Source organism: Streptomyces sp. AM8-1-1 (assembly GCF_032229325.1).
GTDB lineage: Bacteria > Actinomycetota > Actinomycetes > Streptomycetales > Streptomycetaceae > Streptomyces > Streptomyces achmelvichensis.
The window spans coordinates 6,207,567-6,231,167 of sequence record NZ_CP135086.1 but is presented as its reverse complement, the minus strand read 5'-3'; the positions used below and the strand labels follow the sequence as shown (position 1 = coordinate 6,231,167).

Genomic DNA, 23,601 nt, shown 5'->3' with positions numbered 1-23,601 from the left:
GGCAAGCCGGAAATCCACACCTCGTGGATTTCCCATCGCCGCATTGACCCCCATCCGGAAAAGACCGGCAAACAAAATATGCGCCTGCGGAAGCATCCCGTCAGGCGCACACAAAGTTCATGGGTACCAAAACTGCAACACAGTAACCGTAGCATGCCCCTTCCTGAATGGCTCGCAGGCACGGCCGTTTCTTGATCACGCGGCGGAATCATGGGAGGGGCGTCGGCCCGGTGATCTCGGCCAGATGCCGCAGCGAGTTGCCGAGGTGATCGGGGCCGAAGGGCGGGAAGCGGAGGTACTCCCGGACGGACTGCGGCACGGCGGACCAGTCGTAGGTGAGCGTCACCTCGGTCCCGGACGGGCCCAGCGGCGTCAGGTCGTACCGCCAGAACCAGCCGCCGAACTCCAGATGGCCGTCGCCCTTCGGGTCGTACCCCGTCCGCCAGCCGATGGCGCGCGGCGGGTCGGCCACCTGGACCTCGTTGAACACCTGGTAGTCACCGTCCGGATGTCCGGGGTGGTACATGTCCATCCGGAAGATCTGCCCCACGTCGGTCAGTGACACCGGGTCGACGGCTGCCTGGACCCAGCCGGTGCCGTCGATCGAAGCGTGGGTCGTCGGGTCCGCCAGCACCGCGTACACCCTGGCGGGGGGCACGGCGACGGTCAGGGTGGCGCTCACGTTCTCCTCGGGCACGGTGTCCACGCTCCTCGTCGTCTCGTCCCGGGCCTCCCGCAGGCGCGGAAGGGGAAGCTCACACCATGGAGACGGCGCGGCGAGGCGGAACTCATCGGTCGTCCGGGCGCAGCCCGCCCCGGCGACGGCGGGAGCGCGGACGGGGCCCCGGCCAGGACCTGGTGCCGCGACAGGGCAAAGCTTGCCGGGAGCGGCACTAGAGCCGTTCGACGATGGTCACGTTCGCCTGGCCGCCGCCCTCGCACATCGTCTGGAGGCCGTAGCGGCCGCCCGTGCGTTCCAGTTCGTGGAGCAGCGTCGTCATCAGCCGCACCCCCGTCGCGCCGAGCGGATGGCCGAGCGCGATCGCGCCGCCGTTGACGTTCACCCGGCCCGGGTCCGCTCCCGTCTCCTTCAGCCACGCCAGGACGACGGGGGCGAAGGCCTCGTTGATCTCGACCAGGTCCATCTCGTCGATCGACATGCCGGTCTTCTTGAGCGCGTGGGCCGTCGCCGGGATCGGGGCGGAGAGCATACGGATGGGGTCCTCGCCGCGCACCGACAGATGGTGGATGCGGGCCCGCGGCGTCAGACCGTGCTCGCGGACGGCCCGCTCGCTCGCCACCAGCATCGCCGCGGCGCCGTCCGAGACCTGCGAGGAGCATGCCGCGGTGATGGTGCCGTCCGGCATCACGGGTTCCAGGCCGGCCATCTTCTCCACCGTGGTGTCACGGCGGGGGCCCTCGTCCACCCTCACGTCGCCGTACGCCACGGTCTCGCGCGCGAAGCGCCCCTCGTCGATCGCCCGGACCGCGCGCCGGTGGGAGCGAAGGGCGTACTCCTCCTGGTCGCGGCGGGTGATGCCCCACTTCGCGGCGATCAGCTCGGCGCCGTGGAACTGGTTGACCGGCTGATCGCCGTACCGCGCCCGCCAGCCCTCGCTGCCCGCGAAGGGGCCCTCGGTCAGTCCGAGTGGACCGGCCGCCTGACGGGAGGCGAACGCGATGGGGATCATCGACATGTTCTGGGTGCCGCCCGCCACCACCAGGTCCTGGGTGCCGGATAGCACCGCCTGGGCCGCGAAGTGCACGGCCTGCTGGGACGAGCCGCACTGCCGGTCGACGGTCACGCCCGGCACCTCCTCGGGCAGCCCCGCCGCGAGCCACGCGGTCCGGGCGATGTCGCCGGCCTGCGGACCCACGGTGTCCAGACAGCCGAAGACGACGTCCTCGACGGCCGACGGATCGACGCCGGACCGGGCCATCAGGGCGGTGAGCACATGCGCGCCCAGGTCGGCGGGGTGGACACCCGCGAGGCCTCCCCTGCGCCGGCCCACCGGGGTCCGTACCGCTTCGACGATGTAGGCCTCGCCCATGACAACTCCTCGGTCGGTTACTGACGTACGGCGATTCCGTCCAGCACCATCGACAGATACTGGCGGGCGATCTCCTCGGGACCGTGCTGTCCACCGGGCCGGTACCAGGACGCCGCGACCCACACGGTGTCGCGCACGAACCGGTAGGTCAGCCGGACGTCCAGGTCGGCGCGGAAGACCCCGTCGGCGACGCCGCGTTCCAGCGTCCCGAGCCAGGCCTTCTCGAACTTCTGCTGCGAGTCGGTGAGGTAGTGGAAGCGGGGCTGCGCGGCCAGGTGCCGGGACTCCTTCTGGTAGATCGCGACGGCGGCCCGGTGCCGGTCGATCTCCCGGAACGACTCGGTGACGAGGGCCTCGATGGTCTCCCTCGGGCCGAGGCCGGCCGCGAGGACGCTGTCGTAGCCCTGCCACAGCTCGTCCAGGAACGTGGAGAGGATCTCGTCGACCATCGATTCCTTGGAATCGAAGTGGTAGTAGAGGCTGCCGGCGAGCATCCCGGCCTCGTCCGCGATCCTGCGGACGGTGGTGGCGTTGTACCCCTGCGCGGCGAACACCTCGGCGGCGAGGGCGAGGAGTTCACGCCGGCGCTCGGGCGAGGGGGTCACCTGGTTCTTCTTCTTGTTCGGCACACGGTCATTGTCGGGGGCTCTCGGCGGGCTACGGATGGCGGCTGCTGACGGAGACGACCTCGCCGGTGAGATACGAGGCGTAGCCGCTGGCCAGGAAGACGATGGCGTTGGCGATCTCCCACGGCTCGGCGGGCCGGCCGAACGCCTCCTTGGCGGTCAGGTCGGCCAGCACCTCGGCGGAGGTGACCTTCACCAGATGGGGGTGCATGGCGAGGCTGGGGGCGACCGCGTTGACGCGTACGCCGTAGGCGGCGGCCTCGACGGCGGCGCAGCGGGTGAGCGCCATGACCCCGGCCTTGGCGGCGGCGTAGTGCGCCTGGCCGGCCTGGGCCCGCCAGCCCACCACGGACGCGTTGTTGACGATCGCTCCGCCGTTCCCGCCCGCCCGGAAGGCACGCAGGGCGGCGCGGGTACAGCGGAACGTGCCGGTGAGGGTGACACCGAGGACGCTGTCCCACTGCTCGTCGGTCATGTCGACGAGTTCGGCCGTACCGCCGAGGCCGGCGTTGTTGACGACGATGTCGAGTCCGCCGTGCTCCTCGGCCGCGCGGTCGAACAGCGCCTGCACCTGGGCCTCGTCGGTGACGTCGCACGGCAGGGAGGAGACGGCGGAGGCGCCGAACTCCGCGGCGAGCGCGGCCTCCGTCTCCTTCAGGCGGCGCGCGTGGGCGTCGCTGATCAGGATCCGCGCGCCCTCCTCCAGGAACCTGCGGGCGGTCGCTCCGCCGATCCCGGCGCCGGCCGCGGCGGTGAGCACGGCGGTACGGCCTTTCAGCAGGCCGTGGCCCGGTACGTACTGAGCCCTGTTGTCCGTCACACCGGCACGTTAACCTACCAAACACTTGTTAGGGAAGGATACGCGTATGGACCTGCAGCACTCCCCCGAGGACGAGGCCCTGCGGGCCGAGGCCCGCGACTGGCTCGCCGCGCATGTGCCGGAGCGCCCGCTGCCGTCCCTGGAGACACGCGAAGGGTTCGCGGCCCACCGCGCCTGGGAGGCGCGGCTCCACGCGGACCGCTGGTCGGTCGTCTCGTGGCCGAGGGAGTACGGCGGCCGGGGCGCCGGCCTGTTCGCCTGGCTGCTCTTCGAGCAGGAGTACTACGCCGCCGGCGCACCCGGGCGGGTCTCGCAGAACGGCATCAACCTCCTCGCGCCCACCCTCTTCGACCACGGCACCGAGGAGCAGCGGGCCCGGGTGCTGCCCCCGATGGCGAGCGGCGAGGTCGTCTGGGCCCAGGCATGGTCCGAACCCGAGGCCGGTTCCGATCTCGCGTCGCTGCGTTCGCGGGCCGTCCCGACGGAGGGGGGCTGGCTGCTGAACGGCCAGAAGACCTGGTCGTCCCGGGCGGCGTTCGCGGACCGCGCGTTCGGCATCTTCCGCAGTGATCCCCGGGCGGACCGGCCCCACCAGGGGCTGACGTATCTGATGTTCGACCTGTCGGCGCCCGGGGTGACCGTCCGGCCGGTCGGCCGGCTCGACGGGAAGCCCGCCTTCGCCGAACTCTTCCTCGACGACGTCTTCGTGCCGGACGAGGACGTGATCGGCGAGCCGGGCCGGGGGTGGCGGATCGCGATGTCCACGACGGGCAACGAACGGGGCCTCACACTGCGCTCCCCCGGCCGCTTCCTGGCCGCGGCCGACCGTCTCGTACGGCAGTGGCGGGAGGGGGGCGAGGACCGGGGCGTACGGGACCGGGTCGCGGACGCGGTGATCGGCGCGCGGGCCTACGAGTTGTTCACGTGGGCGGGCGCTTCGCGCTTCGCGCAGGGCGGCAGCATCGGCGCGGAGTCCAGTCTCAACAAGGTGTTCTGGTCGCAGTACGACATCGCCCTGCACGAGACGGCGCTCGACCTGCTGGGCGAGGACGGTGAACTGTCCGACACGGCCTGGGCGGAGGGCCACCTCTTCTCGCTGGCGGGACCGATCTACGCGGGGACCAACGAGATCCAGCGCGACATCATCGCCGAGCGGCTGCTCGGCCTTCCGAAGGGCCGCCGCTGATGGATCTGACGCCGACCTCCGAACAGCTCGGTTTCGTCCGCTCGCTGGACGCGATGCTGACCGCGGCGGACGTCCCGTCGGCGGCCCGCGCCTGGGCCGCGGGCGATCGTGCGCCGGGCCGGGCGGTGTGGTCCCGGCTCGCGGAGGCGGGCCTCTTCGCGCTCGCGGCACCGGAGTTGTACGACGGCGTGGGCCCGCTCCCGGTCGAGCTGGCTCTCGCCTTCACGGAGCTGGGCCGCGCGGCCGTGCCGGGACCGCTCGTGGAGACGGCCGGCGCGGCGGTCCTGCTGACGCAGCTGGCCGAACTGGGCGACGCGGCACCGGCGAAGCGCCTGCTGCCGGGGCTGGTGGCGGGGGACGAGACGGCGACGCTGACCGTGGCGGGCCACGGCACGTACGCCCTGGACGCCGACGCGGCGGACGTGCTGCTGGTGGTCGAACCCGAGGCGGCGGACGGCGGCGCGGCCCGGCTGCGGTGTGCGCCCGGGCACGGGCCCCTGCGGGTCTCCGCCGACCCGGTCCGGCGTCTCGCCGCCCCGCTGGCCGGCGGAGAGATTCTCGCGAGCGGTCCGCATGTGGCCGCCGCCGCCGATCGCGCGGCCGCGCTGGCGAGGCTGCTCACCGCCGCGCAGGCACTCGGCGTGGGGCTCGCCCTCCTCGACCAGACCGTGGCCCACGTCAAGCAGCGCACCCAGTTCGGCGTCGCCGTCGGTTCGTTCCAGGCGGTCAAGCACCGGCTCGCGGACACGCTGATCGGGCTGGAGTTCGCGAGGCCGCTGCTCCAGGGAGCCGCGCTCACCCTGGCTCCGGCGGACATCTGCGCCGCGAAGGTCACCGCGGGCGAGGCAGCGTACGCGGCGGCCGGCACGGCGCTGCAACTGCACGGCGCCGTCGGGTACACGGACGAGCTGGACCTCGCGCTGTGGCTGCGCAAGGCCCGGCCGCTGCGGGACGCGTGGGGCGCCCCCGCCCGCTGCCGGGCGGAGGTGCTGGCCGGCCGTACGTGACGTTCAGCGGCGCCGGACGGTCCGCAGCGAGCCGCCCGGGTTCCAGGACTGCACGACCAGCTCCTGTCCCTCGACGGAGGTCCGGACCACCTCGCCGAGCTCGGCGCGGAAGAGATGGAACGGCTCCGGCGGCCCGACCTCGGCCACGAACGCGGCGATCTGCGCGGGGTCGGTCACCTCCAGCGCCCGTCCGGAGATCCGTACGTCGCCACCGTCCATGGAGTCGTCGGGTCCCGGGTTGGCGTGCACGGCGAAGCGCGGATCGCGCTTCAGATCCTGCGCCTTGCGGGAGTCCGGCATCATGCCGAGCCACAACTCCCCGCTGCGGAAGGTCACTTCCAGCCCGGTCACGCGCGGCGCCCCGTCCTTGCGCAGGGTGGCGAGGACATGGTGCTTGTAGCGCTCGAAACGGCTCCGCACGGTGGCGGCGAACTCGGGCTCGGCCTCATGGAAGCCGGCCCACGTGGATGAGGTCATGCGTCCATCGAACCGCAGAAACCGGACATCTGCTGTCGGGATTCCCGGCGATACCTCCGTGGGCGACGGAACGCCTCACAGGCTCCGCAGGACGACGACCGCCGCGTGTCCCTCCGTGCGCAGCGGTCCTGGCGGTCCGTCGAGCAGTACGGCGTCGTACCGTTCGAGCGTCGGGCCCGCGTCGCCTACGGCCGTGGTGCCGTCCAGCGCGACCACCACCACCGTGGAGCCCGGCGGCACCTCCGGCGCGGCCTCTCCCCGTACGACCGAGGTCCGGCATGCGATGCGGTCCCGCCGGTACATCACATTGAAGTTGACGACCGGGCCGCCCAGCAGCCGGCCGTCGGTCGGCACGTCGCCGGGGAAGGCGTAGGGCCGGTAGCGCCGGTCGGCGACCGTGCGTTCTCCGCCCACCGTGAGTTCCATCCCCGCACCGTCGGCCACGGTCAGGATGCGCTCCACACCGGGGAACGCGGAGAACGGGCCGTCCACGCCGACATCGGCGAGCGAGATCCGCCAGTCGAAGTCGTCCGTCCCGGCGCCGTCGGGCGCGATCGCGACCTCACGGGTGGTTCCACCGCCGTTCTTCCACGGCACGGCCCGGCGGCCGTCGGCCCGCAGCACCCGCGGCGTCACCGCACGATGCCCTGGGCGCGGGCGGCGGCCAGCCACAGCGGGAACTCGCCGACCAGCCGGTCGTACAGCTCGGAGTCCGGGACCGTGCGCGGGTCGAGGCCGGCGTGGAAGAAGCCGGCGTTGTCCACGGCCCGCTTGGCGGGCACGGCGAGTTCGTCGAGCTTGTGCAGGAAGTCGAACTGCGAGCTGCGCTTGTTGCCGAAGCCGATGAACTGCCAGAACAGCGGCAGCTTCGCCGCCTTGCACAGATAGCGCTCGGCCGCGTGCTTGCTGATCGGACCGCCGTCGGTCTGGAAGACGACGAGCGCCGGGGCCGTCGAGCCGCTGTCGATGTAGTGGTCGATGACGGCGTCCATGGCCAGGTGGTAGCTGGTCTTGCCCATGTGCCCGAGGCCCGCGACGATCGCGTCGACCCGGCCGTGGTGGTTCTCCAGCGCTATGTCGGTGACGGCGTCGATGTCGGTGGAGAAGAAGACGACCGGGACACGGCCGTCGTCGTCGAGGTTCGCCGACAGGCCCAGCACCCGGTCGGCCAGCGCCTGCACGCTGCCGTCCTTGTAGTAGTCCTTCATGGAGCCGGAGTAGTCGAGCACCAGATAGACGGCGGCGCGCTGCCCGTCCAGGCCGTGCTTGCGCAGCGAGACCCCGGCGGACTTGTAGAGGCTGACGAGCGCGGGCGCCTTCTCCTCGACCTTGCGGAGACTGATGGCCGGTCCGGGGATGCTGGCGGTGGCCATGGACGGCTCCGTTCGTCGGATGAGGGTCGTCCGCCGAGGATATCGCCCGGATCCCCGGCGGCCCCGGGGACCTGATCGCTCGCGATCTCGGCCCTGTGCGGCCCCAACCCCCGTCATTGGCTGTGGCGTTGACGGCCGGGCACGCAGCACGGCGCCTGCTCCATGTCCGGTCGGGGACAGAGCAGGCGCCGTGTTCGTTTCCGTACGCCGTTGTACGGGACGTCTTTCGGCCGGTGGGTCAGACCATCAGCGAGCGGTCCGTCGGCTTGATCGGGGCGTGCAGGTCGCTCGCCCCGCCGAGGAAGCGGTCCACACCGCGGGCCGCCGAGCGGCCTTCGGCGATCGCCCAGACGATCAGGGACTGGCCGCGGCCCGCGTCACCGGCGACGTACACGCCGTTGACGTTGGTGGCGAAGTCGGCGTCGCGCGCGACGTTGCCGCGCTCGTCCAGTTCGAGCCCGAACTGCTGGACCAGACCGTTCTCCTGGTCGGTGCCGGTGAAGCCCATGGCCAGGGTGACCAGCTGCGCCGGGATCTTCCGCTCGGTGCCGGGCTTCTGCTCCAGCTTGCCGTCCTTGAACTCCACCTCGGCGAGGTGGAGGAACTGGACGTTGCCGTCCTCGTCGCCCTCGAAGTGGGTGGTGGAGACGGAGTAGACCCGCTCGCCGCCCTCCTCGTGCGCGGAGGTGACCTTGTAGAGCATCGGGAACGTCGGCCAGGGCTGGCCGGCGCTGCGCTCCTCGCCCGGGCGGGGCATGATCTCCAGCTGGGTGACCGAGGCCGCGCCCTGGCGGTGGGCGGTGCCCACGCAGTCGGCACCGGTGTCGCCGCCGCCGATGACGACGACATGCTTGCCCTCGGCGGTGATCGGCGGGGCGACGAAGTCGCCCTCCTGCACCTTGTTGGCGAGCGGCAGGTACTCCATGGCGAAGTGGATGCCGTTCAGCTCACGGCCCGGCACGGGCAGGTCGCGGGAGACGGTGGCACCGGCCGCGATGACCACGGCGTCGTACCGCCGGCGCAGCTTCGCCGCGTCGATGTCCCGGCCGATCTCGATCTCGGTGCGGAACTTGGTGCCCTCCGCGCGCATCTGCTCGATACGGCGGTTGATGTGCACCTTCTCCATCTTGAACTCGGGGATGCCGTACCGGAGGAGTCCCCCGATGCGGTCCGCGCGCTCGTAGACGGCGACCGTGTGGCCGGCGCGGGTCAGCTGCTGGGCGGCGGCGAGGCCCGCCGGGCCTGAGCCGATGACCGCGACGGTCTTGCCGGACAGACGCTCCGGCGGCTGCGGGGTGACGTCGCCGGAGTCCCAGGCCTTGTCGATGATCGAGACTTCGACGTTCTTGATGGTGACGGCGGGCTGGTTGATACCGAGCACGCAGGCGGACTCGCAGGGCGCCGGGCACAGCCGTCCGGTGAACTCCGGGAAGTTGTTGGTCGCGTGCAGCCGCTCGGAGGCGGCCGACCAGTCCTCGCGGTACGCGTAGTCGTTCCACTCGGGGATGAGGTTCCCGAGCGGACAGCCGTTGTGGCAGAACGGGATGCCGCAGTCCATGCAGCGGCCGGCCTGCTTGCTGATGATCGGCAGCAGGGAGCCGGGGACGTAGACCTCGTTCCAGTCCTTGACGCGCTCGGCCACGGGGCGGGTCTCGGCGACCTCGCGCCCGGTGGTCAGGAAGCCCTTGGGGTCAGCCATTGATCGCCGCCTCCATCATCTTCTCGGTGGTCTCCTGCTCGGAGAGACCGGCGAGCTCAGCGGCGTCCTTGGCGGCGAGCACTGCCTTGTAGGTGGTCGGGATGATCTTGCTGAACCGGTCCACGTTCGCGGACCAGTCGGCGAGAAGCTTCTCGGCGACGGTGGAGGCCGTCTCCTCCTGGTGGCGGCGCACGACGTCGTGCAGCCACTCCTTGTCCGTGTCCGACAGCGGCTCGACCGCCTCGAGGTTCCCGGAGTTGACGTTGTCCGGGTCGAGGTCGATCACGTACGCGATACCGCCCGACATGCCGGCCGCGAAGTTGCGCCCGGTCTCGCCGAGCACCACCGCGTGGCCACCGGTCATGTACTCGCAGCCGTGGTCGCCCACGCCCTCCGAGACGACCGTGGCGCCGGAGTTGCGGACGCAGAACCGCTCGCCGGTGCGGCCGCGCAGGAACAGCTCGCCGCCGGTCGCGCCGTAGGCGATGGTGTTGCCCGCGATGGTCGAGTACTCGGCCAGGTGGTCGGCGCCCCGGTCCGGGCGGACGACGACGCGGCCGCCGGAGAGGCCCTTGCCCACGTAGTCGTTGGCGTCGCCCTCCAGCCGCAGCGTGACGCCGCGCGGGACGAACGCGCCGAAGGACTGGCCGGCCGAGCCGGTGAAGGTGATGTCGATGGTGTCGTCGGGCAGGCCCGCGCCGCCGAACTTCCGCGTCACCTCGTGGCCGAGCATCGTGCCCACGGTCCGGTTGATGTTGCGGATGGCGACCTGTGCGCGGACCGGCTGGGCGGCCTCTGCCGAATCGGCGTTCAGCGCGTCGGCGGCGAGCTTGATCAGCTCGTTGTCGAGCGCCTTCTCCAGACCGTGGTCCTGGGTGATCAGCGCGTGGCGCACCGCGCCGTCCGGCAGCTCGGGCACGTGGAACAGGGGTGCGAGGTCCAGGCCCTGTGCCTTCCAGTGGTTCACGGCGCGCTCGGTGTCGAGGAGTTCGGCGTGGCCGACGGCCTCCTCGACGGAGCGGAAGCCCATCTCCGCGAGGATCTCGCGCACCTCTTCGGCGATGAACTGGAAGTAGTTGACGACGTACTCGGCCTTGCCGGAGAAGCGCTCCCGCAGCACCGGGTTCTGGGTGGCGATACCGACCGGGCAGGTGTCGAGGTGGCAGACCCGCATCATGATGCAGCCGGAGACGACGAGCGGCGCGGTCGCGAAACCGAACTCCTCGGCGCCCAGCAGCGCGGCGATGACGACGTCACGGCCGGTCTTCAGCTGGCCGTCGGTCTGCACGACGATACGGTCGCGCAGCCCGTTGAGCAGCAGCGTCTGCTGGGTCTCGGCGAGACCGAGCTCCCAGGGGCCGCCCGCGTGCTTGAGCGAGGTCAGCGGGGAGGCGCCGGTGCCGCCGTCGTGGCCGGAGATGAGCACGACGTCCGCGTGGGCCTTGGAGACACCCGCGGCGACCGTGCCGACACCGACCTCGGAGACCAGCTTCACGTGAATCCGCGCCTGCGGGTTCGCGTTCTTCAGGTCGTGGATCAGCTGGGCCAGGTCCTCGATCGAGTAGATGTCGTGGTGCGGCGGCGGGGAGATCAGACCGACGCCCGGGGTCGAGTGCCGGGTCTTGGCGACCCAGGGGTAGACCTTGTGGCCGGGCAGCTGGCCGCCCTCGCCGGGCTTGGCGCCCTGCGCCATCTTGATCTGGATGTCGTCGGCGTTGACCAGGTACTCGCTGGTGACACCGAAGCGGCCGGAGGCGACCTGCTTGATGGCGGACCGGCGGGTGGGGTCGTACAGCCGGTCGGCGTCCTCGCCGCCCTCACCGGTGTTGGACTTGCCGCCGAGCTGGTTCATGGCGATGGCGAGGGTCTCGTGCGCCTCGCGCGAGATGGAGCCGTAGGACATCGCGCCGGTGGAGAACCGCTTCACGATCTCGCTGACCGGCTCGACCTCGTCGATGGAGATCGACGGCCGGTCGGACTTGAAGCCGAACAGGCCGCGCAGCGTCATGAGCCGCTCGGACTGCTCGTTCACCCGGTCCGTGTACTTCTTGAAGATGTCGTAGCGGCGGTTGCGCGTGGAGTGCTGGAGCCGGAACACCGTCTCCGGGTCGAAGAGGTGCGGCTCGCCCTCACGGCGCCACTGGTACTCACCGCCTATGTCCAGCGCACGGTGCGAGGCGGAGATGCCGGAGGCCGGGTACGCCTTGGCGTGCCGGGCGGCGACCTCCTTGGCGACGATGTCGAGACCCGCTCCGCCGATCTTGGTGGCGGTGCCGTTGAAGTACTTCTCGACGAACGCCTCGTCCAGGCCGACGGCCTCGAAGACCTGGGCACCGCGGTAGGAGGCGACGGTCGAGATGCCCATCTTGGACATCACCTTGAGCACGCCCTTGCCGAGGGCGTAGATGAGGTTGCGGATGGCCTGCTCGGGCTCCAGGCCCTCGATGAAGGTGCCGGCCCGGACGATGTCCTCGACCGACTCCATCGCCAGGTAGGGGTTGACGGCTGCCGCGCCGTAGCCGATCAGCAGCGCGATGTGGTGCACCTCGCGCACGTCACCGGCCTCGACCAGCAGACCCACCTGGGTGCGCTGCTTGGTGCGGATGAGGTGGTGGTGCACGGCGGAGGTGAGCAGCAGCGACGGGATGGGCGCGTGCTCGGCGTCCGAGTGCCGGTCGGACAGGACGATCAGACGGGCGCCGTCCTCGATGGCGGCGTCGGTCTCGGCGCAGATGTCCTCGATCCGGGCCGCGAGGGCGTCGCCGCCGCCGCTGACGCGGTAGAGGCCGGAGAGGGTGGCCGCCTTCATGCCGGGCATGTCGCCGTCGGCGTTGATGTGGATGAGCTTGGCCAGCTCGTCGTTGTCGATCACCGGGAAGGGCAGCGTGACGCTGCGACAGGACGCGGCGGTCGGCTCCAGCAGGTTGCCGGCCGGGCCCAGCGAGGAGCGCAGCGAGGTGACGAGCTCCTCGCGGATGGCGTCCAGCGGCGGGTTGGTGACCTGCGCGAACAGCTGGGTGAAGTAGTCGAAGAGCAGCCGGGGGCGCTCGGACAGGGCCGCGATCGGCGAGTCCGTACCCATGGAGCCGAGCGGCTCGCCGCCCGTCCTGGCCATGGGCGCGAGGATGATGCGCAGCTCTTCCTCGGTGTAGCCGAAGGTCTGCTGGCGGCGGGTGACCGAGGCGTGGGTGTGGACGATGTGCTCGCGCTCGGGGAGGTCCTCGAGCTCGATCTCACCGGCCTCCAGCCACTCCTGGTACGGCAGCTCGGCGGCGAGACCGGCCTTGATCTCGTCGTCCTCGATGATGCGGTGCTCGGCGGTGTCGACGAGGAACATCCGGCCGGGCTGGAGGCGGCCCTTGCGGACGACCTTCGCCGGGTCGATGTCGAGGACGCCGACCTCGGAGGAGAGGACGACGAGTCCGTCGTCCGTCACCCAGTAGCGGCCGGGGCGCAGACCGTTGCGGTCGAGCACGGCGCCGACCTGGGTGCCGTCGGTGAAGGTGACGCAGGCGGGTCCGTCCCAGGGCTCCATCATCGTGGAGTGGTACTGGTAGAACGCGCGCCGGGCGGGGTCCATGGAGTCGTGGTTCTCCCACGCCTCGGGGACCATCATCAGCACGGAGTGCGGCAGCGACCGGCCGCCGAGGTGGAGCAGCTCCAGCACCTCGTCGAAGGACGCGGAGTCGGAGGCGTCCGGGGTGCAGACGGGGAAGATCCGGTCCAGCTGCTCGGCGCCGAAGAGGTCGCTCGCGAGCTGGGACTCACGGGCACGCATCCAGTTGCGGTTGCCCTTGACCGTGTTGATCTCGCCGTTGTGCGCGACGAAGCGGTACGGGTGGGCGAGCGGCCAGCTCGGGAAGGTGTTCGTGGAGAACCGCGAGTGGACGAGCGCGACGGCCGTGGCGAGGCGCCGGTCGGACAGGTCCGGGAAGAAAGGTTCCAGCTGGCCTGTGGTCAGCATGCCCTTGTAGACGATCGTGCGCGCGGAGAGCGACGGGAAGTAGACGCCGGCCTCGCGCTCGGCGCGCTTGCGCAGGACGAAGGCCTTGCGGTCCAGCGCGATGCCCGTGCAGGCACCCTCGCCCTCGGCCGCGTCGGCGACGAAGAGCTGCCGGAAGGCGGGCATGGTGGCGCGGGCGCCGTTGCCGAGCAGATCCGGGGTGACCGGGACGTCACGCCAGCCGAGGACCTTCAGACCCTCTTCGGCGGCGATCGTCTCGATACGTGAGACGGCCTGGGCGTCATCATCGGCCGGGAGGAAGGCGATACCGACGGCGTACGAACCCGCTTCGGGGAGTTCGAATCCGCTGACCTCACGCAGGAAGGCATCGGGAACCTGGAGCAGGATGCCCGCACCGTCACCCGAGTCGGGCTCGGAGCCGGTGGCACCACGGTGCTCGAGGTTGCGCAGTACGGTCAGCGCCTGCTCCACCAGCTCATGGCTGGCCACACCGGTGAGGGTGGCCACGAACCCGACGCCGCACGCGTCGTGTTCGTTACGGGGGTCGTACATCCCCTGGGGGGCGGGGCGACCGTCCATGGGCGACCAGGCGTCGGAACGCATCGGCTCTCCCGTCGTCGTCGTGGCATATGCAAGTACCGAGGGACGACGTTGGCCCTCCGCGAAATTTCGTGCAGGTTACATGATGGAATGGTTCTCGAAAAGTGGATAGCGCATTCCAGCATGCGGACACCGCGCGTAGCGGTCGAGGTGGGTCGCCGTCGGACAGATCGGTATCCGCAGGACCATCGCAGAGCAGGCTTCGTTGCCCGCAGCGCTTTCGGCTCATGCCCGGTGGTTAAGGACTCGAAACCGCCGAGTTACGGCTACTTATGTAGCGCCTTGCATAGTGTCTCACCGGAAGCGGAATCCGCGGTGGGGATGTGCGTCACAGCGAGATGTCTTCCCGGTGGTGTGGGATACCCAGCCTGACACGTCCCGACCCGGATCGACAGGATACAAATCGGTCACGGCGGGTCATTCGGGGCGGCGGGGCGGTCGCGGGCGGGAGAGCCGAGGCAGAGCCGGGAGGGCCCGGCGGGGCGGGAGAGCGAGAACAGCCCTCGCGCAGGGCAGGGCGGGCCCGGGGCGCGGGGCGGGCACCACCCCGCCGGAGACGGGCCGAGGCCGGGCACCACCCCGCCGGAGACGGGCTAGACCGCGGCACCGAACAGCGAGCCCAGGCCGTAGGTGAGCGCCGCCGCGGCCCCGCCGAGCGCCAGCTGCCGCAGGCCGCTGAACCACCAGCCGCGTGCCGTCACGCGGGAGACGACCGCGCCGCAGGCGAAGAGGCCCACCAGCGCCAGCAGGACCGCCGGCCACAGCGCCGTCGCGCCGAGCAGATAGGGCAGCACCGGCAGCAGGGCACCCAGCGCGAACGATCCGAAGGACGAGACGGCGGCGACCGTCGGCGACGGCAGATCGTCCGGGTCGATGCCGAGTTCCTCGCGGGCGTGGATCTCCAGCGCCTGCTCCGGGTCCTTCGACAGCTGCATCGCGACCTCACGGGCGAGTGCGGGCTGGACGCCACGGGCGACATAGAGCGCCGCCAGCTCCTCCATCTCGTCCACCGGGTGCTTACGCAGTTCGCGCCGCTCGACGTCCAGCTCGGCCTGGACGAGCTCGCGCTGGGAGGCGACGGAGGTGTACTCCCCCGCGGCCATCGAGAACGCTCCCGCCGCCAGCCCGGCGAGCCCGGTGATGACGATGGTCTGCTGCGAGACGGCACCACCCGCGACACCGGTCATCAGCGCGAGGTTCGAGACCAGTCCGTCCATCGCGCCGAAGACCGCGGGGCGCAGCCAGCCGCCGTTGACATCACGGTGGGTGTGGTTGTCGCGATGCGCCTCGTGCAGTGTCGCGGCGTTTTCGATGATGGACACAACTCTCCCCTTCAACCTTCTCAGCAGCGGAAACAGCGGGTCCGCTCCCCCTTCGACACTGTCGAACATACGCATCATGTAAGGGGCGCGCCAGCAAGGCAGGCCGTACTTACCTGGGGGTGCGGGATGGCGGTTCGGGTGACAGAGGCGTTTCTCAGACTCGTCCCGGGCCGCGTGTGGCACAGATGCAGGAACCGCCGGTGCACGCGAAAGGGGCCCGCCCCGTGGAGTTGGTTGCATGCGATCCCGCTGATCCCTCCGAGCGCGCGCCCGGTACGGCTCCCGCCGCGCCGGCCGTCCCCGCCTCCGTGCTGCGGGAGCGGGCCCGCGGCGCACTGCTCGGTCTGGCGGTGGGCGACGCGCTGGGCGCGCCCGCGGAGAACATGCGGCCCTCGGAGATCCGCGCCCGGTGGGGCCGTATCGAAGGCTTTGTGAACGACGACCCCGCGGGCACGGACGACACCGAGTACGCGATCTTCTCCGGGCTGCTGCTGGCGCGGCACGGCTCGGCCCTGACCGTCACCCACGTCGAGACCGCGTGGCACCACTGGATCGCCGATCTGGACGAGGGTCCGTTCCGGGGAGCGGGGTTCAGCGAGCGCGGCACCCTGGAGAACCTGCGGCGCGGGCTCGCCGCCCCGATCTCCGCCCAGCACCGGCACGCCTGGAGCGACGGTCTCGCGATGCGGGCGGCTCCCTTCGGGGTCTTCGCCGCGGGGCTGCCGGCCGAAGCGGCCCGGCTCGTGGCGATCGACGGCTCGGTCAGCCACGACGGCGAGGGCATCTACGGCGGGCAGGCCGTGGCCGCGGGGGTCGCGGCGGCGATGACCGGCGCGGGCCCCGCCGGGGTGATCGGCGCCGCGCTCTCGGTGATCCCGATGGATTCCTGGACGGCACGATCCCTGCGCCGCGCGGTGGTGACGGCCCAGCGCAGCCAGGGTGACCCCCTGGCCACGGAACGCGCGGTGCGCTCGGCGGTGGTGATCGGCGGCTACCCGTGGACGGACCTGGCCCCGGAGGCGGTGGGCCTGGCCTTCGGCGCGTTCGCGGCGGCCCGCGGGGACTTCCGCGCCTCGGTGCTGACGGCGGTCAACATGGGCCGCGACGCCGACACGACCGCGGCGGTGGCGGGGGCACTGGCGGGAGCGGTCTCGGGCGCGGCGGCCATCCCCACCGCCTGGGCCTCGGCCATCGGCCCGGTACGGGGCAGCTGTCTCCCGTCGATGAAGGGCCACCACGTACTGGAGATCGCGGACCTCCTCACCCCCGACGACCCGCAGGCGGCGTGATGACACTGACTCCACCGACGAACGACGCGTCGATCCCCGACCCCGATCCGGCCCCTGCGCCCGCGACCCCGCCGGCTCTGCCCCCGGTGGGCGGGACGGTGCTGCCGGCCCATCCGGCCGGTGGGCACGGGTCCCGGCACGCACAGGCCGCGGCACCGGAGGCGGCGGCCACGACCTTCGGTATGGCCGTGCTCGAACATCCGGCCGCGCCGGACACCGGCACGGCCACCGATCCGTATCTGCTCGCCCTCGCGGACGCGCCGGTACCGGCCGCACCCGCGTCGTCCGGCGGCACCGCCGTACTCGACCGCCCGGCCGACGCGCGTCCTCCGCAGGGCCTGTGGAGCGGCGCCACCACGACGGGCGACACCGGCACCCCCACGCCGGGCGGCCGCGACCCCGGTCCGCCCGGCGGGGACAGCGAGCGAGCGCCCGCACCGCACCGGACACGCCGCGTCGCCGTCCGGCCGGTCGAAGGGCTCCTCCTCGGGCTCGCCGCGGGTGACGCGGCCGGTTGGCCCGCGGCGCGGCACCGGGCGGCGCGGATGCCCGAGTGGACCAGGCGGCTCACCCGCGAGCTCGACACCTTCGCCGAGCAGAACTCGACCACCACGCTCCCCGTGCCCATCGCCCTCAACCAGCCCCCCGAGCCCCTTCGTCTCGGTCCGTCCGACGACGCCGAGTGGGCCGCCTTCGCCGCCGAGACCGTGCTCATCGGCTCGGGGCACCTCTTCGCCGGGCTGGCTCCCGGACGCCGGATGCGCGCGGCCGTCGACCTCGCCTGGAACTCCCTCGCCGGCGAGGTGGCGGCCGCCGCCGACCGCGCACCCGAGGTGGAGTCCGCCGTGCTGCCCCTGCGTGCCCGGATCTCCGTACGCGCGGGACTCGGCAACCTCGCCACCGGGCTGCGCCCGCCCGCCACCGGTCACGACAACCCGCACTACTTCGACGACGCCGCGTGTGTACGCGCCGCCGTCCTCGCGGTGGTCCACCCGGGCGATCCGGCGGCGGCCGCCGAGCTCGCCGAGTTCGACGCCCGCTACACCCAGGACGGCGACGGGGTGCACGGCGCCCGTGCCATGGCGGCGGCCATCGCCGTCGCACTCGGCGGCGGCGGGGTCGACAACTGTGTGGACGCCGCGCTCGCGGAACTCCCCGAGTCCACCGAGATCGGCCGCAACGCGCGCCACGCGGTCAAGCTCGCCCGCGACGCGGACGCCGCCTTCGACCTCGTACCGCTGCTGGAGCACCAGATCGTGGACCACGTCTACAGCTACGGCGTCGCCGCGGCCGAGACCGTGCCCGTCGCTCTCGCCGTCGCGACGGCGGCCCGCGGCCGGGTCGCCGAGGCGGTACCCGCCGCGGCCTGCCTGTCGCGGGTGGCCGACTCCGCCCCCGCGCTGGCCGGCGCGCTGACCGGTGCGCTCGGCGGGGGCGACGCCGTGCCGGCCAGCTGGCGGGACGCCTGCCGGACCCTCGCGGGCTGCGCCCTCCCCCGTCTCGCGGGCACCGATCTGGTGGAACTCGCCGGGCTGCTCGCAGACACGGAACTGACGGCCCCGGGTGGACAATTCCGACATGACGACGACACTCGCGACGCTCACACTCGATGACCGGATCACCGGCAGCCTGATCGGCGCGGCCGTGGGCGACGCGCTCGGCGGCCCGGTCGAGGGGTACACGCCCGAGCAGATCACCGAACGGCACGGCGGCCGTGTCCACGGCATCGTCGGCCCCTGGAACGGCGACGACTGGCGCACCGCCCGTCCGATCGCGCCGTACCACAAGGGCGACGGCCACGTCACCGACGACACCCTCATGACGCACGCCCTGATCCGGGTCTACGGCACGGTCCGCGACCATCTCGACGCCTACGCCGTGGCCGACCACCTGGTGCCGGACCTGCTCTCCACTCCCCGCTGGATCCCCGAGCTGGAGGCGGAGGCGCTCCCCCTCCAACGGATCTTCCTCGCCGAGAAGTGGCTCGTGGCCCGCATCCACTACGGGCACCACGACCCCCGCGAGGCTGGCAGCGGCAACATCGTCAACTGCGGTGCGGCGATGTACATGGCACCGGTGGGACTGGTCAACGCGGCCAACCCCGCCGCGGCCTACGCCGAGGCGCTCGACATCGCGGGAGCGCACCAGTCCTCGTACGGACGGGAGGCGGCGGGCGTCTTCGCGGCGGCGGTCGCCGCCGCGTGTCTTCCCGGGGCGACCCCCACGTCCGTCGTCGACGCGGCCCTGGCACTGGCGAAGGACGGCACCCGCTCGGCCATCGAGGCGGTGGCCGAAGTCGCCGCGCGGCACACGGACTTCGAGTCGGCGCTGGCGCCGCTGCGTACGGCGGTCGCTCCCTTCGACACGGTCGGTCCGGACTACCGGGCGCCGTCCCTCGCCGCACGACGTCCCTCCCGGCTGCACTCCATCGAGGAACTCCCCGTCGCCCTGGGCATGCTGCTGGTCGGCGAGGGCGACTACCGCCGTACGGTGCTGGGCTCGGTGAACTACGGCCGCGACTGCGACTCGATCGCCACGATGTCCGGCGCGATCGCGGGCGCTCTCGGCGGCACCGCGGCGGTACCCCATGACTGGGCCAAGACGGTGGCCGAGGCCAGCCGCCTCGATCTGCACGCGCCCGCCCGGGAGCTGACCGCGGTCACCCGGGAGGTCTTCGCCCGCGACACGCGGCGCCGCCGGGCACACGAGTCGGCGTTCGCCGCCCTGACGGACGCCCGATGAGCGACGCCCTCCGACTGACCTGGGTGCAGCCGGAGGATCTGCTCGGCCACGAGCTGCGCCAGGCGGCCGAGGACGGCCGTGACGCGGGAGAGGTCACCGCCGCCTGGCTCGCGGCGGGCGGCTCCCCCGCGCCGCCCGCGGCCGGTGCCTCCGCCGTCCCGGCCTCCCCCGAGCTGCGCACCCTGGCACTCCGGCTGCTGGACGAGCTGTCCGCGGTCCCCAGCCCGCTGGCCGCACAGGAGCCGACCGGCCTCGCGGCCATCAAGGCGGCGTGCCCCAACTGGCCGACGGGCCCCGGGGACCCGCTGCCCACCATGGCGCGTGAGCCGCGCGCCTCCCTCACGACGGGTACGACAGGTACGACAGGTACGACAGGTACGACAGCCACGACAGGGCCCGGCTCCCGGCCTGCCGCACCGGACGACGCTGCCGCCTCGCTGCCCGACACCCCCGCCGCTGTGCACGACCCGCGGCTCCCGGACCGTCTCCACGCGGCCTGGCTCGGCCGCGCGGCCGGCTGTCTGCTGGGCAAGCCGGTCGAGAAGCTCCCCCTCCACGCGATCCGTGCCATCGCCCGCGCCACCGGCAACTGGCCTCTCCGCACCTGGTTCACCGCCAAGGGCCTGCCGGCCGAACTCGCCCGTGCCCACCCCTGGAACCGCCGTTCCGCCACCACCTCACTGGCCGAGAACATCGACGGCATGCCCGAGGACGACGACCTCAACTACCCCCTGCTGAATCTGCTCCTGCTCCAGCGGTACGGCCGCCGCTTCACCACCGCGGACGTCGGCCGGCTCTGGCTCGACGAACTCCCCGCGGGCCGCACCTTCACCGCGGAACGCATCGCCTACCGCAACCTCCTCTCCGGACTCGAACCTCCGCTCACCGCCTGCCACCACAACCCCTTCCGGGAGTGGATCGGCGCCGCCATCCGTGCCGATGTGCACGGCTGGACACACCCCGGCGATCCCGGGGCCGCCGCCGAACAGGCACATCGCGACGCCACGCTCACCCACACCGCGAGCGGCGTCCACGGCGCGATGTTCGTCGCGGCGGCCGTCGCGACCGCCGCCGACGGCGCCGGTGATGTGCACCGTGCGCTCGCCGCCGGGCTGACCGTCGTACCGCCCGCCTCCCGGCTGGCCCACGCCGTCCGCCTCGGTATCGACACCGCCCGCGCCGAACCCGACTTCGCTTCGGTCGTGGACCGGCTCCACACCGCCTACGGCCAGTACCACTGGGTCCATGTGCTGCCCAACGCCGCCCTGCTCGCCGCCGCGCTGACCCATGCGGACGGCGACTTCGGCGGCTCCATCTGCCGTGCTGTCTCCGGAGGTTGGGACACGGACTCCAACGGAGCCACCGCCGGTTCGATCGCCGGTCTCCTCGCCGGCCGGCCCGGTGAACTGCCCGACCGGTGGACCGCCCCGCTCAAGAACCGGCTCTCCACCTCCGTCGCCGGCTTCGACGGGACGGGCTTCGACGCCCTCGCCCACCTCACGCACCAGGAGGCACTCCGCCCATGACCGGCATCGTGGTGCTCGGCAGCACCAACATGGACCTCGTCGCCTATGTCGCCCACGCACCGAAGCGCGGAGAGACCGTCACCGGACGGGAGTTCCGGACGGTCCCCGGCGGCAAGGGCGCCAACCAGGCCGTCGCGGCCGCCCGTGCCGGTGGCGACGTCGCGATGATCGGTGCGGTCGGCTCGGACGACTTCGGCGCGGCCTTGCGGCAGACGCTCGTCGCCTCCGGCGTCGACGTCGATCTGCTGCGCACCTCCGAAGGCCCGTCGGGCACCGCCCATATCGTCGTCGACGACGAAGGCGGCAACGCCATCGTCGTCATCCCCGGCGCCAACGGCACGCTCACCGCCCTCGCCCCCGGCGACGAAGCCCTCATCGCCACCGCCGACGCCCTGCTCCTCCAGCTCGAACTCCCGCTCAGCGCCGTGCTGGAGGGGGCCGAGGCCGCACGCCGGCACGGGGTGCGCACCGTGCTCACCCCCGCCCCCGCCCAGCCGCTGCCTCCCGAACTCCTCGCCGCGACCGACCTGCTGGTACCGAACGAGCACGAGGCGGCCACCCTCACCGGCGTCGCCGACCCGCGCGCCGTGGCAGAAGCGCTCCTGCGCCAGGTCCCCGAGGTGGTGATCACGCTCGGCTCGGCCGGCTGCCTCCACGCAAGCCGCCACTCGCCCCCGCTCGTCGTCCCCGCCCCCGTGGTCACCGCCCTGGACACCACGGCGGCCGGCGACACCTTCGTCGGCGCCCTCGCCGTCGCCCTCGGCGAGGGAAAGCCCGTCGAGCAGGCCCTCACCTGGGCGTCCGCCGCCGCGGCGCTGTGCGTCCAGCGCGCGGGCGCCTCGACCTCCATGCCGTACCGCTCCGAGATCGACGAGGCCTCATGACACCATCGCCCGCACCCTCCCCGATGCCCCTTCAGGGGCTGCGCGTTCTCGATCTGGCCACCCTCTTCGCCGGCCCGCTCGCCGCCACCATGCTCGGTGACTTCGGCGCGGAGGTGATCAAGGTCGAGCACCCCACCCGGCCCGACCCGTCCCGCGGCCACGGCGCCGCCAGAAACGGCGTGGGCCTGTGGTGGAAACTGCTCGGCCGCAACAAGCGCACCATCACCCTGGACCTGTCCACCTCCGGCGGCCGCGAGACCCTGCTGCGCCTCGCCGCCACCGCGGATGTGATCGTCGAGAACTTCCGCCCCGGCACCCTGGAGAAGTGGCAGCTCGGCTGGGAGGAACTCAGCGCGGTCAATCCCCGTCTCGTCCTCACCCGCGTCACCGGCTTCGGCCAGTTCGGCCCCTACTCCCACCGGCCCGGGTTCGGCACCCTCGCCGAAGCGATGAGCGGTTTCGCCTCCATCACCGGTGAGGCCGACGGCCCGCCCACGCTCCCTCCGTTCGGTCTCGCCGATTCCATCGCCGCTCTGGCCACCTCCTTTGCCGTGATGACCGCGCTCACCGCCCGTCAGACCACGGGCCGCGGCCAGGTCGTCGACATGGCGATCATCGAGCCGATCCTGACCGTCCTCGGCCCCCAGCCGCTCTGGTACGACCAGGTCGGCTACGTCCAGACGCGGACCGGCAACCGCTCCGGCAACAACGCGCCCCGCAACACCTATCGCACCGCCGACGGCCACTGGGTGGCCGTCTCCACCTCGGCCCAGTCCATCGCCGAGCGCGTCATGACCCTGGTCGGCCGCCCCGATCTGATCGACGAGCCGTGGTTCACCACCGGAAGCGGCCGCGCCGAGCACGCCGACATCCTCGACGACGCGGTCGGCGGCTGGATCGCCGAGCGCAGCCGGACCGAGACCATGGAAGCCTTCGAGAAGGCCGAGGCCGCCATCGCGCCGATCTACGACATCCGCGATGTCATGGAGGATCCGCAGTACCAGGCGCTGGACACCATCACCGAGGTCCCCGACCCGGAACTCGGTCCGCTCCGGATGCAGAACGTCCTCTTCCGCCTCTCGGAGACACCCGGCTCCATCCGCTGGGCCGGCCGCCCGCACGGCGCCGACACGGACGCGGTCCTCACCGAACTCGGCCTGACCGGGGCCGATATCAGCGCACTCCGCACCCAGGGCGCCCTATGACCCCGCTCACCTATCTCTACGCACCCGGGGACCACCCCGACGTCGTACTGAAAGCTCTCGGCTCCGGCGCCGACGTCGTGATCATCGACCTCGAGGACGCGGTTCCCTCCGACCGCAAGAACTACGCCCTGGCCGCCACGGCCGAACTCCTGGCTCTCCCCCAGCCCCTGCCGGTCCATGTCCGCATCAACTCCCCCCAGGACATCGAGACCCTGACCGGTCTCCCCGGCCTCTGTGCTCTGCGTGTTCCCAAGGTCGCACACGGCACTGACATCCGCCGGATCGCGGACCGCGCACCCGGTGTCCCCCTCCACCCGCTGCTGGAATCCGCCGTCGCGATCGAGCACGCCTACGACATCGCCGCCGCCCATCCGGCCGTCCGAGGCATCTCGCTCGGGGAGGCGGACCTCCGCGCCGACCTCGGCGTACGGGACGGCGCCTCGCTCGACTGGCCCCGCTCGCGCATCGTGGTCGCCGCCCGCGCTGCCGGTCTCCCGCCCCCGTCGCAGTCCGTCTTCCCGGACATCCGGGACCTGGACGCGCTCTACGCCTCCTGCACACACGGCCGTGCGCTCGGCTTCCTCGGCCGGGCGGCCATCCATCCCCGCCAGCTCCCCGTCATCGAGCGGGCCTTCCTGCCCACCCCCGAGGAGATCGAGGCGGCGGAGGAGGTCGTCAAGGCGGCCGCCGGGGACGCGGGGGCGCTGGCCCTGCCGGACGGCCGTTTCGTGGACGCCGCGATCGTGGCGGCCGCCGAGCGCACGCTGTCCATCGCCCGCCGGGAGACGTTCTGACGCCCTGACCCTCTGACGCCCCGACACCGGCGACAA

The 23,601-nt window shown here is 72.1% G+C and carries 19 protein-coding genes; 9 read left to right on the top strand and 10 right to left on the bottom strand.

Annotated elements, in window-relative coordinates; all coding sequences use genetic code 11:
- Positions 1-208 precede the first annotated feature (208 nt).
- The 4 genes from RPQ07_RS27765 to RPQ07_RS27750 all read right to left on the bottom strand — a co-directional run bounded on the left by RPQ07_RS27765 (position 209) and on the right by RPQ07_RS27750 (position 3,497).
- The gene (locus tag RPQ07_RS27765) at positions 209-706 is read right to left on the bottom strand and encodes an SRPBCC family protein (protein WP_313946938.1); all 498 of its coding nucleotides are present in this window, start codon (positions 704-706) and stop codon (positions 209-211) included.
- 187 nt (positions 707-893) lie between these two features.
- Entirely contained in the window at positions 894-2,051 is a 1,158-nt protein-coding gene (locus tag RPQ07_RS27760; protein WP_313946937.1) for an acetyl-CoA C-acetyltransferase, read from the bottom strand.
- Positions 2,052-2,068: 17 nt separating this feature from the next.
- Positions 2,069-2,680, bottom strand: coding sequence for a TetR/AcrR family transcriptional regulator (locus tag RPQ07_RS27755; RefSeq protein WP_313946936.1), 612 nt, complete (start codon positions 2,678-2,680; stop codon positions 2,069-2,071).
- A 28-nt stretch (positions 2,681-2,708) separates the two neighbouring features.
- Positions 2,709-3,497, bottom strand: a complete 789-nt coding sequence (locus tag RPQ07_RS27750) for an SDR family oxidoreductase (protein ID WP_313946935.1) — start codon at positions 3,495-3,497, stop codon at positions 2,709-2,711.
- A 46-nt stretch (positions 3,498-3,543) separates the two neighbouring features.
- On the opposite strand from RPQ07_RS27750, the gene RPQ07_RS27745 reads away from it, so the two are divergent.
- Together RPQ07_RS27745 and RPQ07_RS27740 are read left to right on the top strand one after the other, a co-directional pair.
- A complete protein-coding gene (locus tag RPQ07_RS27745) occupies positions 3,544-4,683 on the top strand; it encodes an acyl-CoA dehydrogenase family protein (RefSeq protein ID WP_313946934.1) in 1,140 nt (379 codons plus the stop codon).
- Positions 4,683-5,690: an acyl-CoA dehydrogenase family protein gene (locus tag RPQ07_RS27740; protein ID WP_313946933.1), complete on the top strand. Its 1,008-nt coding sequence runs from the start codon at positions 4,683-4,685 to the stop codon at positions 5,688-5,690. Before RPQ07_RS27745 ends, RPQ07_RS27740 begins: the two co-directional genes overlap by 1 nt.
- 3 nt (positions 5,691-5,693) lie before the next feature.
- Here the strand turns inward: RPQ07_RS27740 and RPQ07_RS27735 are convergent, their stop codons facing one another.
- From RPQ07_RS27735 to RPQ07_RS27710, 6 genes are all read right to left on the bottom strand, one after another.
- Positions 5,694-6,167 carry a pyridoxamine 5'-phosphate oxidase family protein gene (locus tag RPQ07_RS27735; protein WP_313946932.1) on the bottom strand — a complete coding sequence of 158 codons (474 nt, stop codon included), beginning with the start codon at positions 6,165-6,167 and terminating at the stop codon, positions 5,694-5,696.
- Positions 6,168-6,242: 75 nt separating this feature from the next.
- Entirely contained in the window at positions 6,243-6,803 is a 561-nt protein-coding gene (locus RPQ07_RS27730; RefSeq protein ID WP_313946931.1) for a HutD family protein, read from the bottom strand.
- Positions 6,800-7,540 carry a VWA domain-containing protein gene (locus RPQ07_RS27725; RefSeq protein WP_313946930.1) on the bottom strand — a complete coding sequence of 247 codons (741 nt, stop codon included), beginning with the start codon at positions 7,538-7,540 and terminating at the stop codon, positions 6,800-6,802. Before RPQ07_RS27725 ends, RPQ07_RS27730 begins: the two co-directional genes overlap by 4 nt.
- Positions 7,541-7,778: 238 nt before the next feature.
- Entirely contained in the window at positions 7,779-9,239 is a 1,461-nt protein-coding gene (locus RPQ07_RS27720; protein ID WP_313946929.1) for a glutamate synthase subunit beta, read from the bottom strand.
- Positions 9,232-13,806: a glutamate synthase large subunit gene (gene gltB, locus RPQ07_RS27715; RefSeq protein ID WP_313946928.1), complete on the bottom strand. Its 4,575-nt coding sequence runs from the start codon at positions 13,804-13,806 to the stop codon at positions 9,232-9,234. The genes RPQ07_RS27720 and gltB overlap by 8 nt, the downstream gene beginning before the upstream one ends.
- A gap of 590 nt (positions 13,807-14,396) precedes the next feature.
- The gene (locus RPQ07_RS27710) at positions 14,397-15,125 is read right to left on the bottom strand and encodes a VIT1/CCC1 transporter family protein (protein WP_313946927.1); all 729 of its coding nucleotides are present in this window, start codon (positions 15,123-15,125) and stop codon (positions 14,397-14,399) included.
- 224 nt (positions 15,126-15,349) lie between these two features.
- Between RPQ07_RS27710 and RPQ07_RS27705 the strand changes: the two genes are divergently transcribed.
- From RPQ07_RS27705 to RPQ07_RS27675, 7 genes are read left to right on the top strand one after another with little or no spacing between them, the layout of a single operon-like run.
- Positions 15,350-16,414, top strand: coding sequence for an ADP-ribosylglycohydrolase family protein (locus RPQ07_RS27705; RefSeq protein ID WP_391839356.1), 1,065 nt, complete (start codon positions 15,350-15,352; stop codon positions 16,412-16,414).
- Positions 16,414-18,027, top strand: coding sequence for an ADP-ribosylglycohydrolase family protein (locus RPQ07_RS27700; protein ID WP_313946926.1), 1,614 nt, complete (start codon positions 16,414-16,416; stop codon positions 18,025-18,027). Before RPQ07_RS27705 ends, RPQ07_RS27700 begins: the two co-directional genes overlap by 1 nt.
- A complete protein-coding gene (locus RPQ07_RS27695; RefSeq protein WP_313946925.1) occupies positions 17,993-19,156 on the top strand; it encodes an ADP-ribosylglycohydrolase family protein in 1,164 nt (387 codons plus the stop codon). The genes RPQ07_RS27700 and RPQ07_RS27695 overlap by 35 nt, the downstream gene beginning before the upstream one ends.
- Entirely contained in the window at positions 19,153-20,682 is a 1,530-nt protein-coding gene (locus RPQ07_RS27690; RefSeq protein WP_313946924.1) for an ADP-ribosylglycohydrolase family protein, read from the top strand. The genes RPQ07_RS27695 and RPQ07_RS27690 overlap by 4 nt, the downstream gene beginning before the upstream one ends.
- Positions 20,679-21,566: a ribokinase gene (gene rbsK / locus RPQ07_RS27685; protein ID WP_313946923.1), complete on the top strand. Its 888-nt coding sequence runs from the start codon at positions 20,679-20,681 to the stop codon at positions 21,564-21,566. Before RPQ07_RS27690 ends, rbsK begins: the two co-directional genes overlap by 4 nt.
- Entirely contained in the window at positions 21,563-22,771 is a 1,209-nt protein-coding gene (locus RPQ07_RS27680; RefSeq protein ID WP_313946922.1) for a CoA transferase, read from the top strand. Before rbsK ends, RPQ07_RS27680 begins: the two co-directional genes overlap by 4 nt.
- A complete protein-coding gene (locus RPQ07_RS27675; RefSeq protein WP_313946921.1) occupies positions 22,768-23,565 on the top strand; it encodes an HpcH/HpaI aldolase/citrate lyase family protein in 798 nt (265 codons plus the stop codon). The genes RPQ07_RS27680 and RPQ07_RS27675 overlap by 4 nt, the downstream gene beginning before the upstream one ends.
- The last annotated feature ends 36 nt before the right edge of the window (positions 23,566-23,601 follow it).

Bases quoted from the DNA above. Each gene is read 5' to 3' on its own strand.
- RPQ07_RS27760 (WP_313946937.1), bottom strand. From the start codon at position 2,051: ATGGGCGAGGCCTACATCGTCGAAGCGGTACGGACCCCGGTGGGCCGG.
- RPQ07_RS27680 (WP_313946922.1), top strand. From the start codon at position 21,563: ATGACACCATCGCCCGCACCCTCCCCGATGCCCCTTCAGGGGCTGCGC.
- RPQ07_RS27675 (WP_313946921.1), top strand. From the start codon at position 22,768: ATGACCCCGCTCACCTATCTCTACGCACCCGGGGACCACCCCGACGTC.
- RPQ07_RS27725 (WP_313946930.1), bottom strand. From the start codon at position 7,540: ATGGCCACCGCCAGCATCCCCGGACCGGCCATCAGTCTCCGCAAGGTC.
- RPQ07_RS27740 (WP_313946933.1), top strand. From the start codon at position 4,683: ATGGATCTGACGCCGACCTCCGAACAGCTCGGTTTCGTCCGCTCGCTG.
- RPQ07_RS27695 (WP_313946925.1), top strand. From the start codon at position 17,993: ATGACGACGACACTCGCGACGCTCACACTCGATGACCGGATCACCGGC.
- RPQ07_RS27735 (WP_313946932.1), bottom strand. From the start codon at position 6,167: ATGACCTCATCCACGTGGGCCGGCTTCCATGAGGCCGAGCCCGAGTTC.
- RPQ07_RS27700 (WP_313946926.1), top strand. From the start codon at position 16,414: ATGACACTGACTCCACCGACGAACGACGCGTCGATCCCCGACCCCGAT.
- gltB (WP_313946928.1), bottom strand. From the start codon at position 13,806: ATGCGTTCCGACGCCTGGTCGCCCATGGACGGTCGCCCCGCCCCCCAG.
- RPQ07_RS27720 (WP_313946929.1), bottom strand. From the start codon at position 9,239: ATGGCTGACCCCAAGGGCTTCCTGACCACCGGGCGCGAGGTCGCCGAG.
- RPQ07_RS27745 (WP_313946934.1), top strand. From the start codon at position 3,544: ATGGACCTGCAGCACTCCCCCGAGGACGAGGCCCTGCGGGCCGAGGCC.
- rbsK (WP_313946923.1), top strand. From the start codon at position 20,679: ATGACCGGCATCGTGGTGCTCGGCAGCACCAACATGGACCTCGTCGCC.
- RPQ07_RS27690 (WP_313946924.1), top strand. From the start codon at position 19,153: ATGAGCGACGCCCTCCGACTGACCTGGGTGCAGCCGGAGGATCTGCTC.